Annotated in this window: 18 protein-coding genes; 3 read left to right on the forward strand and 15 right to left on the reverse strand. The window is 56.4% G+C overall.

Annotated elements, in window-relative coordinates; genetic code table 11:
- Positions 1–40 precede the first annotated feature (40 nt).
- The 8 genes from sucD to sdhC form a co-directional block, all read right to left on the reverse strand.
- A complete protein-coding gene (gene sucD, locus IM299_RS20375) occupies positions 41–910 on the reverse strand; it encodes a succinate--CoA ligase subunit alpha (protein ID WP_008501094.1) in 870 nt (289 codons plus the stop codon).
- Positions 910–2,076, reverse strand: coding sequence for an ADP-forming succinate--CoA ligase subunit beta (sucC, locus tag IM299_RS20380; RefSeq protein WP_193358016.1), 1,167 nt, complete (start codon positions 2,074–2,076; stop codon positions 910–912). Before sucC ends, sucD begins: the two co-directional genes overlap by 1 nt.
- A gap of 96 nt (positions 2,077–2,172) precedes the next feature.
- Positions 2,173–3,393, reverse strand: a complete 1,221-nt coding sequence (gene odhB, locus IM299_RS20385; RefSeq protein ID WP_008501093.1) for a 2-oxoglutarate dehydrogenase complex dihydrolipoyllysine-residue succinyltransferase — start codon at positions 3,391–3,393, stop codon at positions 2,173–2,175.
- A 14-nt stretch (positions 3,394–3,407) separates the two neighbouring features.
- A complete protein-coding gene (gene sucA, locus IM299_RS20390; protein ID WP_193358017.1) occupies positions 3,408–6,215 on the reverse strand; it encodes a 2-oxoglutarate dehydrogenase E1 component in 2,808 nt (935 codons plus the stop codon).
- Positions 6,216–6,444: 229 nt separating this feature from the next.
- Entirely contained in the window at positions 6,445–7,161 is a 717-nt protein-coding gene (sdhB, locus tag IM299_RS20395) for a succinate dehydrogenase iron-sulfur subunit SdhB (RefSeq protein WP_008501090.1), read from the reverse strand.
- A gap of 15 nt (positions 7,162–7,176) precedes the next feature.
- Positions 7,177–8,943, reverse strand: coding sequence for a succinate dehydrogenase flavoprotein subunit (gene sdhA, locus IM299_RS20400; RefSeq protein WP_041910764.1), 1,767 nt, complete (start codon positions 8,941–8,943; stop codon positions 7,177–7,179).
- Entirely contained in the window at positions 8,943–9,290 is a 348-nt protein-coding gene (gene sdhD / locus IM299_RS20405; protein WP_003858621.1) for a succinate dehydrogenase membrane anchor subunit, read from the reverse strand. The genes sdhA and sdhD overlap by 1 nt, the downstream gene beginning before the upstream one ends.
- On the reverse strand, positions 9,284–9,688 hold the full coding sequence (gene sdhC / locus IM299_RS20410) for a succinate dehydrogenase cytochrome b556 subunit (protein ID WP_026080740.1): 405 nt from the start codon (positions 9,686–9,688) through the stop codon (positions 9,284–9,286). Before sdhC ends, sdhD begins: the two co-directional genes overlap by 7 nt.
- A 638-nt stretch (positions 9,689–10,326) precedes the next feature.
- On the opposite strand from sdhC, the gene IM299_RS20415 reads away from it, so the two are divergent.
- Positions 10,327–11,610: a citrate synthase gene (locus tag IM299_RS20415; protein WP_028012378.1), complete on the forward strand. Its 1,284-nt coding sequence runs from the start codon at positions 10,327–10,329 to the stop codon at positions 11,608–11,610.
- 99 nt (positions 11,611–11,709) lie between these two features.
- On the opposite strand, the gene nei is transcribed toward IM299_RS20415, so the two are convergent.
- The 7 genes from nei to IM299_RS20450 form a co-directional block, all read right to left on the reverse strand.
- A complete protein-coding gene (nei, locus tag IM299_RS20420) occupies positions 11,710–12,501 on the reverse strand; it encodes an endonuclease VIII (RefSeq protein ID WP_193358018.1) in 792 nt (263 codons plus the stop codon).
- Between the two features lie 18 nt (positions 12,502–12,519).
- Positions 12,520–13,260 (reverse strand): 5-oxoprolinase subunit PxpA, encoded by a 741-nt coding sequence (gene pxpA, locus IM299_RS20425; RefSeq protein ID WP_048957825.1) that lies wholly within the window; start codon positions 13,258–13,260, stop codon positions 12,520–12,522.
- On the reverse strand, positions 13,247–14,179 hold the full coding sequence (gene pxpC, locus IM299_RS20430) for a 5-oxoprolinase subunit PxpC (RefSeq protein ID WP_028012375.1): 933 nt from the start codon (positions 14,177–14,179) through the stop codon (positions 13,247–13,249). Before pxpC ends, pxpA begins: the two co-directional genes overlap by 14 nt.
- On the reverse strand, positions 14,173–14,829 hold the full coding sequence (gene pxpB, locus IM299_RS20435; protein WP_028012374.1) for a 5-oxoprolinase subunit PxpB: 657 nt from the start codon (positions 14,827–14,829) through the stop codon (positions 14,173–14,175). The genes pxpC and pxpB overlap by 7 nt, the downstream gene beginning before the upstream one ends.
- Positions 14,830–14,843: 14 nt before the next feature.
- Positions 14,844–15,587, reverse strand: coding sequence for a type 2 GTP cyclohydrolase I (locus IM299_RS20440; RefSeq protein WP_193358027.1), 744 nt, complete (start codon positions 15,585–15,587; stop codon positions 14,844–14,846).
- A gap of 10 nt (positions 15,588–15,597) precedes the next feature.
- Entirely contained in the window at positions 15,598–17,010 is a 1,413-nt protein-coding gene (gene phrB / locus IM299_RS20445) for a deoxyribodipyrimidine photo-lyase (protein ID WP_193358019.1), read from the reverse strand.
- A gap of 599 nt (positions 17,011–17,609) precedes the next feature.
- Positions 17,610–17,816 (reverse strand): YbfA family protein, encoded by a 207-nt coding sequence (locus IM299_RS20450; protein ID WP_014069366.1) that lies wholly within the window; start codon positions 17,814–17,816, stop codon positions 17,610–17,612.
- Between the two features lie 309 nt (positions 17,817–18,125).
- Here IM299_RS20450 and kdpF point away from each other — a divergent pair, with 309 nt between their 5' ends.
- Positions 18,126–18,215, forward strand: coding sequence for a K(+)-transporting ATPase subunit F (gene kdpF, locus IM299_RS20455; protein WP_014069365.1), 90 nt, complete (start codon positions 18,126–18,128; stop codon positions 18,213–18,215).
- A complete protein-coding gene (kdpA, locus tag IM299_RS20460) occupies positions 18,215–19,894 on the forward strand; it encodes a potassium-transporting ATPase subunit KdpA (RefSeq protein ID WP_193358020.1) in 1,680 nt (559 codons plus the stop codon). The genes kdpF and kdpA overlap by 1 nt, the downstream gene beginning before the upstream one ends.
- Positions 19,895–19,912: the final 18 nt, after the last annotated feature.

Consider the following 19,912-nt stretch of genomic DNA (forward strand, 5'->3'; position numbering starts at 1 on the left):
TTTATACTTCATCGCTCCCCGTTCGGGGAGCAGAGAGGACTTACTTAATGATGGATTTCAGTGCTTCGCCGATATCCGCCAGGCTGCGAACGGTCTTCACGCCTGCGGCTTCCAGCGCAGCAAACTTCTCATCAGCCGTACCTTTACCGCCGGCGATGATCGCGCCCGCGTGGCCCATACGCTTGCCTTTCGGCGCGGTCACGCCCGCGATGTAACCGACAACAGGCTTGGTTACGTGTTCTTTGATATAAGCAGCCGCTTCTTCTTCCGCGCTACCACCGATCTCACCGATCATCACGATCGCTTCGGTCTGCGGATCTTCCTGGAACAGCTTCAGGATGTCGATGAAGTTAGATCCCGGGATTGGGTCACCGCCGATGCCCACGCAGGTGGACTGGCCGAAGCCGTAGTCGGTGGTCTGCTTAACCGCTTCATAGGTCAGGGTACCGGAACGGGAAACGATGCCCACTTTGCCCGGCTTGTGAATATGGCCAGGCATAATGCCGATTTTGCATTCGCCCGGAGTGATCACGCCTGGGCAGTTCGGGCCGATCATGCGCACGCCTGCTTCGTCCAGCTTCACCTTCACGGTCAGCATATCCAGGGTCGGGATGCCTTCGGTGATAGTGATGATCAGCTTGATGCCTGCGTCGATCGCTTCCAGAATGGAGTCTTTGCAGAACGGTGCCGGAACGTAGATCACGGTCGCGGTTGCGCCCGTCGCTTCTACCGCTTCACGCACGGTGTTGAACACCGGCAGGCCCAGGTGCGTGGTGCCGCCTTTACCTGGCGTTACGCCGCCAACCATCTGCGTGCCGTAGGCAATCGCCTGTTCGGAGTGGAAAGTCCCCTGGCTACCGGTGAAGCCCTGGCAGATAACCTTGGTATCTTTATTAATTAAAACTGACATTATTTCCCCTCCACTGCGGCAACAACCTGCTGAGCTGCATCCGTCAGACTTTTCGCTGCAATAATATTCAGGCCGCTGTCAGCCAGTTTTTTCGCGCCGAGTTCAGCGTTGTTACCTTCCAGACGCACAACCACCGGAACGTTAACACCCACTTCTTCTACCGCGCCGATGATACCGTCGGCGATCAGGTCGCAACGGACGATGCCGCCGAAGATGTTCACCAGAACGGCCTTCACGTTGTCGTCAGAGAGAATGATTTTGAACGCTTCGGTTACGCGCTCTTTGGTTGCGCCGCCGCCTACGTCGAGGAAGTTAGCTGGCTCACCGCCGTGCAGCTTAACAATGTCCATGGTGCCCATTGCCAGGCCTGCGCCGTTAACCATGCAGCCGATGTTGCCATCCAGCGCCACGTAGTTCAGCTCCCATTGTGCAGCCTGCGCTTCACGCGGATCTTCCTGAGACTGATCGCGCATTTCGCGCAGATCGGACTGGCGGAACAGCGCGTTGCCGTCAGCGCCCAGCTTGCCGTCGAGGCAGATCAGGTCGCCCTGGGCGGTGATCACCAGCGGGTTGATCTCGATCAGCGCCAGATCGCGCTCCAGGAAAATATTCGCCAGACCCATGAAGATCTTGGTGAACTGCTGAACCAGCTTGCCTTCCAGGCCCAGTTTGAACGCCAGCTCGCGACCCTGGTAAGGCATTGGGCCCGCCAGCGGATCGATAGCCACTTTGTGGATCAGATGCGGGGTCTCTTCCGCCACTTTTTCGATTTCCACGCCGCCTTCGGTAGACGCCATGAACACCACGCGACGGGAGCTACGGTCAACCACCGCGCCCAGATACAGTTCTTTCGCGATGTCGGTCGCCGCTTCCACCAGAATCTGGTTAACCGGCTGGCCGTTCGCGTCTGTCTGGTACGTTACCAGACGTTTGCCGAGCCAATGTTCAGCAAACGCACGAATTTCTTCTTTGCTCTTAACAACCTTCACACCGCCCGCTTTACCGCGACCGCCAGCGTGAACCTGACATTTAACTACCCACGGGCCGGAACCGATTTTAGATGCGGCTTCTTCTGCTTCACGCGGGGTAGTACAGGCATAACCCACCGGCGCCGGTAAGCCATACCGGGCAAACAGCTGTTTGGCCTGATATTCATGTAAGTTCATGTGTTCTATCCATCCTTCAGGGTAATCGTTATCTTCAAACCTGTAGGCCGGCGCTACGCTTATCCGGCCTACAGGGCAGGTGACGCTAAAACGTTACTAGACGTCCAGCAGCAGACGCGTTGGATCTTCCAGCAGCTCTTTAATCGCTACCAGGAAGCCCACGGACTCGCGGCCGTCGATCAGGCGGTGGTCGTAAGAGAGCGCCAGGTACATCATCGGCAGGATCTCAACTTTACCGTCTACCGCCATAGGACGATCTTTAATGGCATGCATACCCAGGATCGCGCTCTGCGGCGGGTTAATGATCGGGGTAGACATCAGCGAACCAAATACGCCGCCGTTGGTAATGGTGAAGTTACCGCCGGTCAGGTCGTCTACGGTCAGCTTGCCGTCGCGGCCTTTCACAGCCAGCTCTTTAATGTTTTTCTCGATGTCAGCCATACCCAGGGTATCCACGTCACGCAGAACCGGGGTCACCAGGCCACGCGGGGTAGAAACCGCCATGCTGACGTCGAAGTAGTTGTGGTAAACCACGTCATCGCCGTCAATAGAGGCGTTCACTTCCGGGTAGCGTTTCAGCGCTTCAACCACCGCCTTGACGTAGAAGGACATGAAGCCCAAACGGATACCGTGACGTTTTTCAAACGCGTCACCGTACTGCTTACGCAGATCCATAATTGGCTTCATGTTCACTTCGTTGAAGGTGGTCAGCATCGCGGTGGAGTTTTTCGCTTCCAGCAGACGCTCGGCCACGCGCTTGCGCAGGCGCGTCATCGGTACGCGTTTTTCGCTGCGGGCACCCAGCGCAGGCTGTGCTGCCGGAGCTGCCGCAGGGGCTTTCGCTTCTGCCTGAGCAGGCGCTTTTGCCAGATGCTTGTCGATGTCTTCGCGGGTCAGACGACCGCCCACACCGGTGCCTTTGATGGCTGCCGGGTCAAGGCTGTGTTCAGCCAGCAGGCGACGGATCGCCGGGCTGAGGGCGTCGTTAGACTGTTCTTCCAGAGAAGCCTGCTGGCGCTGAGCCGGCGTAGAGGCTTTCTCTTCAGACTTCGCGCTGGACTCTTTGCCCGCGCTGTTGCCTTCACGCAGGCGCCCCAGGATCTGACGAGAGGTGACGGTGGTGCCTTCATCTTCCAGCACCGCGTCCAGAACGCCATCCGCCGAAGCCGGTACTTCCAGTACCACTTTGTCAGTTTCGATTTCTACCAGCACTTCATCGCGCTTAACGGCATCGCCTGGTTTTTTGTGCCAGGTAGCGACGGTCGCATCTGCTACGGATTCAGGCAGGTCGGGAACAAGAATATCTACGCTACTCATTATGTATCCTTTAATTAATCGACGTTCAGCGCGTCATTGACCAGATCTTGTTGCTGCTTCTGGTGAACGGACATATACCCTACCGCCGGAGAGGCGGAGGCCGGGCGACCTGCATAGCGCAGGGCTGACCCAAATGGAATCACTTCACGGAAATGATGCTGGCTGCAGTACCATGCGCCCTGGTTGAGCGGCTCTTCCTGGCACCAGACAAAATCATGTACGTGAGCGTACTGTTTCAGCACTTCCTGCATCGCCTGATGCGGGAACGGATAAAGCTGTTCGATACGCACGATGGCGACATCTTTCTGATCGTTCTTACGGCGCTGTTCCAGCAGGTCGTAATAAACCTTACCAGAACACATCACCACACGCTTCACGGCCTGCGGTTCCAGCTCGTCAATTTCACCGATGGCCGGCAGGAAGGTGCCGTTCGCCAGCTCTTCCAGGCTGGAGACCGCCAGCGGATGACGCAGCAGGGATTTCGGCGACATCACCACCAGCGGACGGCGCATACCGCGCAGCGCCTGACGACGCAGCATGTGGTACACCTGCGCCGGGGTGGACGGCACGCAGACCTGCATGTTCTGCTCGGCGCAGAGCTGCAGATAACGTTCCAGACGCGCGGAGGAGTGCTCCGGACCCTGGCCTTCATAACCGTGCGGCAGGAGCATCACCAGGCCACACATGCGGCCCCATTTCTGTTCGCCGGAGGAGATGAACTGGTCGATAACCACCTGCGCACCGTTGGCGAAGTCACCGAACTGCGCTTCCCAGATGGTCAGGGTGCGCGGTTCCGCCGTGGCGTAACCGTATTCGAAAGCCAGTACCGCTTCTTCAGACAGCACGGAGTCCCAGACCTTGAACTGGCCCTGACCGTTGTGCACGTGCTGCAGCGGGGTGTAGGTTGAACCGTTAGACTGGTTGTGAACCACTGCGTGACGGTGGAAGAAGGTCCCACGGCCCGCATCTTCACCGGACAGACGAACAGGGATCCCTTCGTCAACCAGCGTTGCGTAGGCCAGCGTTTCCGCCCCGCCCCAGTCGAACAGCTTCTCGCCTGCTGCCATGGACTGACGGTCGGCGTAGATTTTCGCCACGCGAGACTGCATCTCGATAGCGTCCGGCACGGTGCTGATGCGTTTAGCCAGCTCCTGCAGGCGCTTCATCTCAACCTTGTTCGGGTAGCTCTCATCCCACTCGTGGTTGAGGTACGGCGACCAGGTAAAGGAGTGCATGTTCATCGGACGCAGCTCTTTCACCACGCACTCCCCCGCGTCCAGCGCGTCGCGGTAGAGGTTGACCATTTCGGTCGCATCTTCCAGCGTCGCCACCTTGTCACTTTCCAGCTTGTCAGCATAGATTTTGCGCGGCGTCGGGTGTTTTTTGATTTTCTGGTACATCAGCGGCTGGGTTGCACTTGGCTCATCCGCTTCGTTGTGGCCGTGACGGCGGTAGCAGAAGAGGTCAATGAACACATCGCGCTTAAAGGTATTACGGAAGTCCAGCGCCAGACGGGTAACGAAAGCAACGGCTTCCGGATCGTCCGCGTTAACGTGGAAGATTGGCGCCTGTACCATCTTACCGATGTCGGTGCAGTACGGGGTAGAACGCGCATCCAGCGGGTTAGAGGTGGTGAAGCCCACCTGGTTGTTGATCACGATGCGAACGGTACCGCCCACTTCATAACCACGCGCTTTCGACATGTTCAGGGTTTCCTGAACCACGCCCTGCCCTGTGACCGCCGCATCACCGTGGATGGTGATTGGCAGCACTTTATTGCTGCTCGGCTCGTCCAGACGATCCAGACGCGCGCGCACGGAACCGATAACCACCGGGCTGACGATTTCCAGGTGTGACGGGTTAAACGCCAGCGCCAGGTGAACCAGACCGCCTTCGGTTTCGATATCTGACGAGAAGCCCATGTGGTACTTCACGTCGCCGGTGCCGAGGTGTTCTTTGTGTTTGCCCGCGAATTCGTCGAACAGGTCCTGCGGTTTTTTACCCAGCACGTTGACCAGCACGTTCAGACGACCACGGTGCGCCATGCCGAGCACCACTTCACGGGTGCCGCTCTTGCCTGCGTGGCGAATCAGCTCTTTCAGCATCGGCACCAGCGCGTCGCCGCCTTCCAGCGAGAAGCGTTTTGCGCCCGGGAACTTCGCGCCCAGATAGCGCTCAAGCCCTTCCGCTGCGGTCAGTTCGCTGAGGAAGCGTTTTTTCTCGTCAGCCGAGAAGGTCGCGTGGCCCGCTACGGATTCGATGCGCTGCTGGATCCAGCGCTTCTCTTCGGTAGAGGTAATGTGCATGTATTCCGCGCCGATGGAGCCGCAGTAGGTTTGCTTGAGCGCGTCAATCAGATCGCCCAGCTTCATCGTGTCTTTGCCGATGGCAAAGGAACCTACGTTAAAGCTTTCCTGGAAATCGGCCTCGGTCAGATCGTGATACGCCGGATCGAGATCGGCCACACGGTCTTGTTTCCACAGTCCCAGCGGATCGAGATTCGCATGCTGGTGACCACGGAAGCGATAAGCGTTGATAAGCTGCAGGACTTTAACCTGCTTCGCATTGGTGTCAGGGTCGGAAATCGCAGAAGAGTAACGTGAGGCATCCTTCGCCAGACGACGGAAATAATCACGTGTTTTGGAATGGAATTGATCCGGTTTGACCCCTGTACCAGGCAACTGCTGGAACATGGAACGCCAGTTTGCGTCCACTGAGTCAGGATCGGTTAAGAAGTCTTCATAGAGCTGTTCTATCCAGCTCTGGTTGGCACCAGAGAGGTAAGAAGAGTCCAGCCAGGCTTTCATTGCGCCGTTCTGCATCGTGATCCCTTAAGCATTTTTATGCTTACTTTCGCCGTAGAAACTACCACGCACACCGCGTGTACGTGCCGGGGTTCACCTGCGAGCTCTTTTACTTTGGCCCGCGAAGGAACCTTTAGAAACTGTCTAGACTTCAGGGCAGTTTTTAAAGGTTTCTGCAATTTATTCCCTCTCCCTTTGGGAGAGGGTTAGGGTGAGGGTGAGGGGAACAGCGCTCCCCTCTCACTACTTACGCACTGCGCTGCAGCAGCATCGACTTAATATGGCCGATGGCACGCGTCGGGTTCAGCCCCTTCGGACACACACTGACGCAGTTCATGATGCTATGGCAGCGGAATACGCTGAAAGCGTCACTTAATCCTTCCAGACGGCTGTCGGTTTCGGTGTCGCGGCTGTCGATCAGGAAGCGATAGGCAGCCAGCAGACCCGCAGGGCCGATAAACTTGTCCGGGTTCCACCAGAACGACGGGCAGGACGTTGAACAGCATGCGCAGAGAATACACTCGTACAGACCATCGAGTTTTTCACGCTGCTCAGGAGACTGTAAGTGCTCGCGAGCGGGTGGATTTTGCCCATTATTCAATAAGTAAGGCTTAATCTTCTCATATTGTGCATAGAATTGCCCCATGTCTACCACCAAATCACGCACGACCGGCAGGCCTGGCAGAGGACGGATAACGATTTTCTGACCAGGACGCTGCAGCGCTGAAATTGGCGTGATGCAGGCCAGGCCGTTTTTGCCGTTCATGTTCACACCGTCAGAGCCACATACCCCTTCACGGCAGGAGCGGCGGAACGACAGCGTAGGATCTTTCTCTTTCAGCTGGATTAAGGCATCCAGCAGCATCATGTCACGACCTTCTTCCGCTTCGAGGGTATAGTCCTGCATGCGCGGAGCGTCATCAACATCCGGGTTATAACGATAAACTGAGAATTCGAGTTTCATTATCCTGTCTCCGCATTAGTAAGTACGAATCTTCGGCGGGAACGCCGGACGCAGTTTCGGTTCCATGTTGACGTTACGACGCGTCATGGTTTCCGACTCTGGCAGATACAGGGAATGGCACAGCCAGTTTTCATCGTCACGATCCGGGAAGTCGAAGCGGCTATGGGCGCCACGGCTTTCGGTACGGAAGTTTGCCGACATCGCGGTTGCGAATGCGGTTTCCATCAGGTTATCCAGCTCCAGGCACTCAACGCGCTGGGTGTTGAACTCGCTGGAGGTGTCGTCCAGACGGGCATTTTTCAGACGCTCGCGGATCGCCTTCAGCTGCTCAAGGCCTTTGGCCATCGCATCGCCTTCGCGGAATACCGAGAAGTTGTGCTGCATGCACTCCTGCAGCGCTTTACGGATTTCCACCGGATCTTCGCCGTTACGGTTACCGTTCCAGCGGTTGAGGCGTTCAAGAGAGGCGTCGATTTCGTCGTCGGTTGCATCACGCAGCGCGCCCTGCTCGGCAATGGACTCCTGCAGATGCAGACCCACCGCACGACCAAATACCACCAGGTCCAGCAGGGAGTTGCCGCCCAGACGGTTGGCGCCGTGTACGGATACGCAGGCGATTTCGCCTACCGCGAACAGGCCAGGAATGACCACGTCTTCGCCCTGCTCGTTCACGGTCAGCGCCTGACCGGTCACTTTGGTCGGAATACCGCCCATCATATAGTGGCAGGTTGGGATAACCGGGATCGGCTCTTTCACCGGATCGACGTGCGCGAAAGTACGGGACAGTTCCAGAATGCCCGGCAGACGGGATTCCAGCACTTCTTTACCCAGATGGTCGAGCTTCAGCTTCGCGTGTGGACCCCATGGGCCATCGCAGCCGCGGCCTTCACGGATTTCGATCATGATGGAACGCGCCACCACGTCACGACCCGCCAGGTCTTTCGCATTCGGGGCATAACGCTCCATGAAGCGCTCGCCGTGTTTGTTCAGCAGGTAGCCACCTTCACCGCGGCAGCCTTCGGTGACCAGCACGCCCGCACCGGCGATACCGGTTGGGTGGAACTGCCACATCTCCATGTCCTGCACCGGTACGCCGGCGCGAATAGCCATACCGACACCGTCACCGGTGTTGATATGGGCGTTGGTGGTGGATTGGTAAATACGGCCTGCACCGCCGGTCGCCAGCACGGTCGCGCGGGCTTTGAAGTAAACCACTTCACCGGTTTCGATGCACAGCGCGGTACAGCCAACAATTGCGCCATCGGCGTTTTTCACCAGATCCAGCGCATACCACTCGGAGAAGATGGTGGTGTGGTTTTTCAGGTTCTGCTGATACAGGGTGTGCAGCAGTGCGTGACCGGTACGGTCAGCCGCCGCCGCGGTACGTGCCGCCTGCTCGCCGCCGAAGTTTTTCGACTGGCCGCCAAACGGACGCTGATAGATGGTGCCATTTTCCAGACGGGAGAACGGCAGACCCATATGGTCCAGCTCCAGAATCGCTTCCGGGCCGGTTTTACACATATATTCGATGGCATCCTGGTCGCCGATATAATCGGAACCTTTTACCGTGTCGTACATGTGCCATTCCCAGTTATCTTCATGGGAGTTACCCAGCGCAACGGTAATACCGCCCTGCGCGGACACAGTGTGGGAACGGGTCGGGAACACTTTAGAGAGCAGCGCACAGGTCTGGCCGCTCTGGGAAATTTGCAGTGCGGCGCGCATACCTGCGCCACCCGCACCAATCACAACAGCATCAAATTCTCTGACTGGCAGTTTCATTACACACCCCACACCACAACAAATCCATAAATGACGTAAACCAGCAGCGCAACAACAATAATCAGTTGCAGCGGAAGGCGAATCGCCAGCGGTTTAACGTAATCGGTCAACACCTGCCACATGCCGATCCAGGCATGGATAAGGATGGAGAACAGGGCCAGCAGGGTGAACACTTTGGTGAAGGCCGATCCGAAGAAACCACTCCAGATTTCCCACGTCAGCGTGCCGCTGGTCGCGAAGAAACCGATCATATAGATGATGTAAAGCGTGAGGACGATGGCGGTAGCGCGGACCAGAATGAAGTCATGTACGCCGTTGCGTCCTAATGCGGAGGCGTTGCTTACCATACGAGAACTCCTGCGAGAAGTGAAAGCACGACAGTGATCACAAATGAAATGTTCGCGGTACGTTTCCCGGCCTCGAACGTCTCTTCCAGATAGCCAAAGTCCATCAGCATGTGGCGTACACCGCCAACAACGTGATAGGCCAGCGCGGTGAGAATGCCCCACATGATAAATTTCACGAAGAAGCTATTCATGATGGCCGAGGCCTGGAGGAATCCTTCAGGGGAAGAGAGGCTGGTGCCCAGTAACCACAGCAAAATACCGACCGCCACAAACGTAATCACACCAGAAACACGGTGCAGAATGGACGCTATTGCTGTTACGGGGAACCGGATCGTTTTGAGATCCAGATTGACAGGTCTTTGTTTTTTCACATTTCTTATCATGAATAACGCCCACATGCTGTTCTTATTGTTTCCTTCCTCCGGACTGCGATGCGGGTCAAGCAGCGTTCCTTTTCTATAACTGCGCGTCATGCAAAACATTGCTTCCAAATGCTAAAACGACACGTTACAACGCTGGGTGGCTCGGGATTGCAGGGTGTTCCGGAGACCTGGCGGCAGTATAGGCCGTTCACAAAATCATTACAATTAACCTACATACAGTTTGTTGGGTTTTCTCTGGAACAGTGATCAGGGTCACGATAACAACATCTTTTTAATTTTTAATCATCTGATTTGACAAATGTTAAACAATATTGTTACAAACGTCATCAGAAAAGGCATATAATGCGCAAAAGTTATGAGGTCTCTCTTTCACCTGACAAATAGTTATGTAACAGTGTGATGGTATTGACCGAAGTTATCAGGACAGTTATTAGTGATATACAGGTTTGAATAATTCGGACTGCAAAAACGCTGATTTGCTGTTGTTTCACTGATATTTCATTCGTTTACCTGCAAGGCGCCATAGCTCTGTACCCTGGTTACTCCTCGTGAGCTGAGCGGTAAGCCAAATAACAATCTGGTAACGGTGATTAACAGCTGAAGGCAAATCCGGTAAAAGCAGTCTTAAGCATAAGGCGCTAAGGAGACCGTAAATGGCTGATACAAAGGCAAAACTCACCCTAAATGGTGATGATGCTATTGAACTGGATGTGCTAAAAGGCACGCTCGGTCAGGATGTTATTGATATCCGTACGCTGGGTTCCAAAGGAGTATTTACCTTTGACCCTGGATTTACCTCTACCGCATCTTGCGAATCCAAAATCACCTACATTGACGGTGACGAAGGTATCCTGCTCCATCGCGGCTTCCCCATCGATCAGTTAGCCACCGAATCCAACTACCTGGAAGTGTGCTACATCCTGCTGAACGGCGAAAAGCCGACGCAGGCGCAGTACGATGAATTCAAAACCACCGTAACCCGTCACACCATGATCCATGAGCAGATTACCCGTCTGTTCCATGCGTTCCGTCGTGACTCTCACCCAATGGCGGTGATGTGCGGGATTACCGGTGCGCTGGCGGCGTTCTACCACGACTCACTTGACGTGAATAACCCGCGTCACCGTGATATCGCGGCGTTCCGCCTGCTGTCCAAAATGCCGACCATGGCGGCGATGTGCTACAAATACTCCATCGGCCAGCCGTTTGTGTACCCACGTAACGACCTCTCCTACGCCGGCAACTTCCTGCGCATGATGTTCTCCACGCCGTGCGAAGAGTATGAAGTGAATCCGGTGCTGGAACGCGCGATGGACCGTATTTTGATCCTGCACGCTGACCACGAGCAGAACGCCTCTACCTCTACTGTCCGTACCGCAGGCTCTTCAGGCGCGAACCCGTTCGCCTGTATCGCTGCGGGCATCGCCTCCCTGTGGGGACCGGCGCACGGCGGCGCGAACGAAGCGGCGCTGAAGATGCTGGAAGAGATCAGCACCGTTGAGCACATTCCAGAGTTCGTGCGTCGCGCGAAAGACAAGAATGACTCCTTCCGCCTGATGGGCTTCGGTCACCGTGTTTACAAAAACTACGACCCGCGCGCTACCGTTATGCGTGAGACCTGCCATGAAGTGCTGAAAGAGCTGGGCACCAAAGACGATCTGCTGGAAGTGGCGATGGAGCTGGAACACATCGCGCTGAACGACCCGTACTTCATCGAGAAGAAACTCTACCCGAACGTCGATTTCTACTCTGGCATTATTCTGAAAGCGATGGGCATTCCGTCTTCCATGTTCACCGTGATTTTCGCCATGGCGCGTACCGTAGGCTGGATTGCGCACTGGAACGAAATGCACAGCGAAGGCATGAAAATCGCCCGTCCTCGTCAGCTGTATACCGGCTACGAGCAGCGTGATTTTAAGTCTGACCTGAAGCGCTAAAAAACGTTGGGTGCGGCCTGATGCCCTCACCCTGGCCCTCTCCCACAGGGAGAGGGAACAAACCTTAAAAACGGTAACCCCTGGGTTACCGTTTTGCTTTTATCTCTGGCAGTGCGGGCACCAGTAAAAAGGTCTGGAAGAGAGCATAATCCTGTCGATAATCCCGCCGCACCGCTCGCACTTTTTCCCCGCCCGATGGAATACCTTAAAGCGGAACAGTGCCCCATGATGTTTGTTCTCATCCACCAGGCCGCGCGTGTTGTACGACAGCCGCGGAATATCCAGCAGCTCGTGAGACAGCGCGTCCAGCTGTTCCTCGCTAAGCTGAGAGGCCTTGCGCTGGGGCGCCAGCCCCACTTGCCAAAGGATTTCCACCCGCAGATAGTTGCCTAATCCCGCCAGAAAAGCCTGATCGAGCAACAATCCGGAAAACTGGCGGTTGCGGAATTTGGGCGATAACAATCGGGCCTTCACATCGCTCGCCGTCAGGCGCATGTCCAGCACGTCCGGCCCGACGCGCTGTAAGAACGGATGCGTCAGCAACTGCTCCGGCGTTAACATTTCGATATCAGAGGCGCTGTAGAGCAGGATCGCCTTATCCGCCGTTTGTAACCGGACGCGCAGCACGCGCGTCGTTTGCGGCTGCTCGTCCGCATCGACTACGCGCCACACACCGTAGAGCTGGTTATGGCTATATAACGTCAGGTTATGGGAAAAATGCGTGAGCAACGCTTTGCCGCGCGTTTCAATATGGGTCACCGTCTGTCCCACCAGCTCTGTTTCAAACGGCTTAAGTTGAGGAAAGGCAAACCAGACATCGGTCAGGGGTTTGCCCTTTATCGCCGCCTCCAGGCTATCCGCCGCGCGGCGGATCTCCGGACCTTCAGGCATGTCATTGTCCTTTTATAATCAATCTGCGCTGACGAGAATGCCCTCTTCAGAGAACGCCGCCCGCAGGCGTCGCGCAAACTGGAGCGCATGCTCCCCGTCGCCGTGTAAACACACCGTATCGGCCTGAACATTTGCGGATGTTCCATCCACGGCGGTCACCCGCCCGAAGCGCACCATCGCCAGCGTCTGCGCCAGCGCTTTATTTTCGTCAGTAATCAGCGCACCGGCCTGCGTGCGCGGCACCAGGCTGCCGTCCGGCATGTATCCCCGATCGGCAAAGACTTCCTGCCGCGTCGTCAGCCCCAGCCGTTCTCCGGCACGAATAAGCTCGCTACCCGCCAGGCCAACCAGAATCAGCTGCGGATTGCAGTCCCGCACCGCGCGGGCAATCGCCTCCGCCAGCGCCGGGTCTTTCACTGCCTGGTTATAGAGCATGCCGTGCGGTTTGACGTGACGCAGCACGCCATGCTCAGCGCGCGCTATCGCCTCCAGCGCGCCGATCTGGTAGAGCACCTGAGCGTAGACCGTCTCAGGGGGCAGATCCATCGCCGTACGGCCAAAGTTCTCCCGGTCCGGGAAGCTCGGGTGAGCGCCAATCGCCACGCCGTTTTTAATGGCATTACGCACGCTCTCCAGCATGGTTTGCGCATCGCCCGCGTGAAAACCGCAGGCGATATTGACCGAGGAGACCAGGGTCATCAGTTCCGCATCGGCGCTGCTGCCCTCCCCCAGATCGGCGTTTAAATCAATCTTTACCATCAAGCCTCCACGCCAGCTGTTCGAGATAGCGCTGCCGATCCTGCCGGGCCTTTAGCGCCTCCTCCAGCGTACACTGCACGAAATGAATCGGCTGACCGAGGGGGATTTGCGCCAGATGGTAGCGATCCGCTTCGATAATGCAGGCAATACGCGGATAGCCGCCGGTAGTTTGCGCGTCGTTCATCAGTACGATGGGCTGCCCGTTGCCCGGCACCTGAATCACCCCCGGCAGCAGCCCGTGGGAAAGCAGCTCCCGGTCAGTCGTGCGGGTCAGCGGCTGCCCCTGAAGCCGGTAACCCATACGGTTACTCTGCGGGCTGATTTTCCACGGCGAACGCCAGAAAGACTCTTTTGAGGCTTCATCAAACTCCTGATATTCCGGTCCCGGCAAGGCGCGGATCACGTTCCCCCACAGCAGCTGCTTCACGCCCTGCGTGGTGGTGAAATGGCGCGCTGATGGCTTAATCGCAAGACGATCGCCGTCGCGCAGCAGCCGTCCTTCGTGGCCGCCCATTCCCGCTTTCTGGTCGGTGCTGGATGAGCCCAACACCTCCGGCACGTCGATGCCCCCCGCCACGGCAAGATAGCTGCGCACGCCGTGCAGAGGACGCTTAAGCGTCAGACGCTGCCCGGCTTTCGCCCGCAATCGCCAGCCGGTCCACACCGCTTTGCCGTCCAGCGTTGCGTCACAGCCCGCGCCGGTTAAGGCGAACCAGGTCTCCTCACCAAATTCAATAACGCACTGACCCAGCGTAATTTCTAACGCCGCCGTGCTGCCCGCGTTGCCTACCAGCAGGTTGGCAATCTCCAGCGAAGGACGATCGAGCGCACCGCAGTAGCTCACGCCGGACTGGCGCATGCCAAAGCGTCCGGCATCCTGAACGGAGGTATAAAGCCCCGCGCGAATAAGCGTTAACATACCCCCTCCTTCTGCGGGATAAAGCGCAGGGTATCACCCGGACGCAGGAGGATCGGTGCCTCCTGCCCCGGTTTAAATAGTGGCATAGAGGTGTGCCCGATAAGCTGCCAGCCGCCCGGTGAAGTAAGCGGATAAATTCCGGTTTGTTCACCGCCAATCGCCACCGTTCCTGCGGGTACGCTCAGGCGCGGCTCAGCCCGACGCGGGGTATGCAGCCGGGGAGATAATCCGCCCAGATACGGAAAGCCCGGCTGAAAACCCAGAAACCAGACGACGTAATCCACCGAGCTGTGCAGCTCCACAACCTGCTTTACTGTTAATCCACAGTGTTCGGCCACCACGCCAAGGTCAGGGCCACCTTTGCCGCCATAGACAACCGGGATCTCAATCGCCCGCGATTCCGGTTCCAGCGCCTCGCTCTCTTCCCACCAGCGCTGAAGACGCTCAATGGCATCCAGCGCCCCGGTGTGCGGATCGCGTAGCACCACGGTGATATTATTCATACCCGGAATAGCTTCAACCACGCCGGGTAGCTCGGGCAGTCGCTGTGCCAGGCGCCAGATACGCTTTTGCGTGGCAAGCGTCACGGGAGGCTCAAGCTCCAGAACTACCGCGGTTTCACCCAGAAGATAACAACGCGCTCGCTGCACTTAACTACCTCTCATCAGGCCGGATTAGGGATATCAATAAAGGTCACATCCAGATCGGTATTTTCCGTCAGCCACTCGCTGAGGGCGCGAATACCGCCGCGCTCGGTAGCGTGGTGGCCTGCCGCGTAAAAATGCAGCCCCTGCTCGCGGGCTGAGTGAACCGTCTGCTCGGAGACTTCGCCGGTAATAAACGCATCAACACCAAAGCGCGCGGCGCTGTCGATAAAGCCCTGGCCGCCGCCGGTACACCACGCCACGCGCTTCACGGTATCCGGCCCGGTATCTCCGCACCACAGCGGACGACGCCCCAGCCGCGCTTCGATCCACGATGCCAGCTCCAGCCCCGGTACCGGCATCGACAGTTCGCCCCACGGCACCAGCGGCTCGATTTCACCCATCACGGTAATCCCTAACAGCTGTGCCAGCTGGACGTTATTTCCCAGTTCAGGATGCGCATCCAGCGGCAGATGGTAACCGTACAGGTTGATATCATTCGACAGCAGCGTTTTGAGGCGTTTGCGCTTCATGCCGCGGATAATCGGCGATTCGTTTTTCCAGAAGTAACCGTGATGGACAATCACCGCGTCGGCTTCCTGACGCACCGCCTCATCCAGCAGCGCCTGGCTTGCCGTCACGCCGGTGATGATTTTCTGCACCGTTTCGCGCCCTTCGACCTGCAGGCCATTCGGGCCATAGTCGCTAAAGGAGGCGGTATTAAGTTTTTCGTTAATCAGGCGTTCCAGTTCACTGTTTTTCATCATCATTCTCTCAAACTTTTCGTGCGGCTTCGTACGCCGCCAGCGTGGCGACGCGCGCCTGTTTATGGTCGACAATCGGGCGGGGATAATCGAGCTTTACGCCCTGTTTATCCGCCCATGCCCACGGGTCATGGATCGCTTTTTCAGGAACGTTCCTGAGCGCGGGCAACCAGCGGCGAATAAAGTCGCCGTTGGCATCAAATTTTTGCCCCTGCGTGGTCGGATTAAAAATCCTGAAATAGGGAGCCGCATCGGTGCCGGTAGAGGCCGCCCACTGCCAGCCACCGTTATTCGCCGCCAGATCGCCATCGATCAGCTGAGAAATAAAATAGCGCTCTCCGATTCGCCAGTCGATAAGCAGATCTTTCACCAGGAAGCTCGCGGTAATCATTCGCAGACGATTGTGCATCCACCCGGTTTCATTTAGCTGGCGCATAGCGGCGTCCACAATCGGATAGCCCGTCTCCCCTTTTTGCCAGGCCTGTAAAAGTGCCTCATCGTGCTGCCATTTTACGCTGTCGGTCCACGTAATGAACGGACGATGCTTACAGAGATTGGGATGGTACGTCATCAGATGGCGGTAGAATTCACGCCAGATAAGTTCGTTCAGCCACACCGAGCCCGCACCACCGTCCAGCGCCTGCGGCTGTTCGGCCAGAAGACGATGCAAACACTGGCGAGGAGAGAGCACGCCCAGCGCCAGGCAGGCCGATAACCGGCTTGTCCCTTCAATTGCCGGGAAATCCCTGCGCGCGTCATATTCTCCCGCGCCCTGCTTGCAAAACTGGCGCAGCTTCGCAATAGCGGCCTTCTCACTGGCAGGGAACAGAAGTTCATCAAATGCCCGTTGGGGATAGTTGAACGTTAATTCGGGGAGATCGGTTATAGCCTCTCCTCTGGCGGCGGGCGCGGGTACGCACTCCGGCAGCGCCTCTTTCAGGCGCTTAACAAAAGCATTTTTAAATGGCGTAAACACTTTATACATTTCGTGACCGCCGGTCATAACGCTGCCCGGAGCCAGTATCACGCTGTCATCAAATCCCTCACATACCACCTCTCCCAGCATTTTCTCCAGCTGGCGGTCCCGCTGCTGTTCGTTCAGTTCGTACTGGTAGTTATAAAAAAGATGCGTGACGCCGTTCTGCTGGCATATCTCCTGCAGCATATGAAGCTGCGCGGTAAAATCGCTGACCTCTTTGTAGATAAGAGGTATGCCTTTCTCGGCAAGCGCGTGCTGCAGTTCGTTCAGGTGTGATTTGAGGTAAGCCGCCTGCCGTGGTGCCATATCATGCTGCTGCCACTGCTCAGGCGTGGCGATAAATAGCGCCAGTACGCTGGCGTCATCAGAGCGGCAGGCTGCCGCGAGAGCGATGTTGTCATGTACGCGCAAATCCGCGCGAAACCAAACCAGATGGGTGGGCATAAAACTCCAGGCTATTGTCCATTATGTCCATAAGGGCATGCCATACAAGGAAAAAGCATGCATTGAACTACTTTGCCATGAAGTGTAGACGGGATGAAATAAAAAAGGCCGCCCGGGGCGGCCTTAACGCTACTTGTCCTGCGCTATCGTGGTTAAAGCGACAAACGCATTAGGTTCATCACTCTTTACAACGAGTACGCTGGCGACAATGAACGCGATGCATATATAGCGTTTCACTATGCGGTCCCTGCTGCTAACCGCTCCACCGTTCACCACCGGTGATAAATCGGTGGACACAAGCCCTGACGAGAGCCTGACTTACGGTTGTGGTGACGCCTTTCCCGGGACCGGTGCCCATGTGCGAGATGGCGGAAAGGGACGCTGCATAGTAGTTGGCCCTGGTGTAAAACGTAATCCACCGAAAAGGTTTTTAAGAATATATTTAGGGAGTGGCAGTTTGATTACTTAAGGACCCGAGATATTCTTGGAAGCCTCTGACGAGGGCTTGAAGACCACCCAACGGACCGCGAATCCCGAGGGACAAAAAAACCGCCATATTGCTATTGGCGGTTTTTTTATGGCTACGCGTCAGCGTTGTATCAATAGAAATCGCAGGTCGCTTTCTCTGCCTGATCCATCCACACCGGCTTCTCGCTGGTTTTCGCCCAGACGCGGTGCAGATAGCTGTAAAAACGCGCGCGATCTTTCCAGAACAGCATCACCGGCAGGGCCAGCACGCCAGCCACTACGGCGAAAGTGCGACGCATGAACACGATATGAGCCGGATACTCTTTATAAAGATCCATATTTTTCTCCCCTGTAGTTGGCCGGAAACCTTCTCCGGAAAATGTGAAATCTGTGACCTGGATAAAATAATATCGCTTTGTTTGTAATTTTACTACTCATCCGACCACTTATTTTCGTCCGTTTAGCAAAAATTTACACTCGCACCGTAATTAAGTTACAAAAAAGTTAACGATTTACTTATCAATAGTTAAATTGTGGGCTTTGCCATTTTTATACTTTTTTTACACCCGCCCTTCTCATTTTTGCGAAATCTTTGCGCCATAAATCCTACCGTTAGCACAACAACAAAAGTCACCCGGAGGTGGATTGTGAGTGCAGGTCTTATTGCCGGCATCGTGCTGGTGTTCCTGTTATTGGGTTATCTGGTCTATGCCCTGATTAACGCGGAGGCATTCTGATGGCTGCTCAGGCGTTTTTGCTTATTGCCAGCTTCTTAGTGGTATTGTTCGTTCTGGCAAGACCACTGGGCTCGGGACTGGCGCGATTGATCAACAACGTCCCCCTGCCCGGCACGGGAAGCGTTGAAAAAGGGATCTGGCGCGTGCTGGGAATCGACGATCGGGAGATGAGCTGGCGTGAATATCTGATCGCCATTCTGCTGCTGAACATCGTTGGGCTCATTGCACTTTTTGCCATGCTGATGCTGCAGGGTAGCCTGCCTCTGAATCCGCAACGGTTACCGGACCTGTCCTGGCACCTGGCGCTGAATACGGCAGTCAGTTTTGTTACCAACACCAACTGGCAGTCCTATGCCGGTGAAACCACGCTGAGCTATTTCAGCCAGATGGCTGGATTAACCGTGCAGAACTTCCTCTCTGCAGCCAGCGGTATCGCGGTAATTTTCGCGCTGACGCGCGCGTTTGCACGTCAGAAAATCGGTACCCTGGGTAACGCCTGGGTGGATCTGACGCGCATTACGCTGTGGATCCTGCTGCCGATTGCGCTGCTCATCGCGCTGTTCTTTATTCAGCAGGGCACCCTGCAAAACCTGATGCCTTACGCGCCTTATACCTCGCTGGAAGGGGCAAAACAGCTCCTGCCGATGGGGCCAGTGGCGTCGCAGGAAGCCATCAAGATGCTCGGCACCAACGGCGGCGGCTTCTTCAACGCCAACTCGTCGCATCCGTTTGAAAACCCTACCGCCCTGACCAATTTTGTGCAGATGCTGGCGATCTTCCTGATCCCCGCCGCGCTCTGTTTCGCCTTTGGTGATGTGGTCAACGATCGCCGTCAGGGCCGCACACTGCTCTGGACCATGTCGCTGATCTTCGTGGTCTGCGTGGCGCTGGTGATGTGGGCTGAATGGAGCGGCAACCCCCATTTCATGCAGCTTGGGGCGAACAGCACTATTAATATGGAAGGCAAAGAAAGCCGCTTCGGCATTCTTGCCAGCAGCCTTTATGCAGTCGTCACTACAGCAGCCTCGTGCGGGGCGGTGAACGCCATGCATGACTCTTTCACCGCGCTGGGCGGCATGATCCCGATGTGGCTGATGCAGATTGGCGAGGTGGTATTTGGCGGCGTGGGCTCCGGTCTTTACGGCATGCTGCTGTTCGTGCTGCTGGCGGTGTTTATTGCCGGTCTGATGATTGGCCGCACCCCGGAATATCTGGGTAAAAAAATCGACGTTCGCGAGATGAAATTAACCGCGCTGGCGATTCTGGTCACCCCGGCGCTTGTGCTGCTCGGCACCGCGCTGGCCCTGATGACCGAAGCAGGACGTAGCGGCATCTTTAACCCGGGCATTCACGGCTTTAGCGAAGTGCTGTATGCCGTCTCCTCGGCCGCCAACAACAACGGTAGCGCCTTTGCAGGCTTAAGCGCCAACTCTCCGTTCTGGAACTGTCTGCTGGCGTTCTGCATGTTCGTGGGCCGCTTCGGGATCATTGTGCCGGTTATGGCGATTGCCGGATCGCTGGTGAATAAAAAAATCCAACCGACCACCACCGGGACGTTACCGACCCACGGCGCGCTGTTTATCGGCCTGCTGACGGGCACCGTGTTGCTGGTCGGCGCCCTGACCTTTATCCCCGCCCTCGCGTTAGGCCCGGTCGCGGAAACTCTCTCTTTACGCTGATTTTGCGGAGTATTTGTC

Source organism: Enterobacter cloacae complex sp. P47BA (assembly GCF_014930485.1).
Classification (GTDB): Bacteria; Pseudomonadota; Gammaproteobacteria; order Enterobacterales; family Enterobacteriaceae; genus Enterobacter; species Enterobacter bugandensis.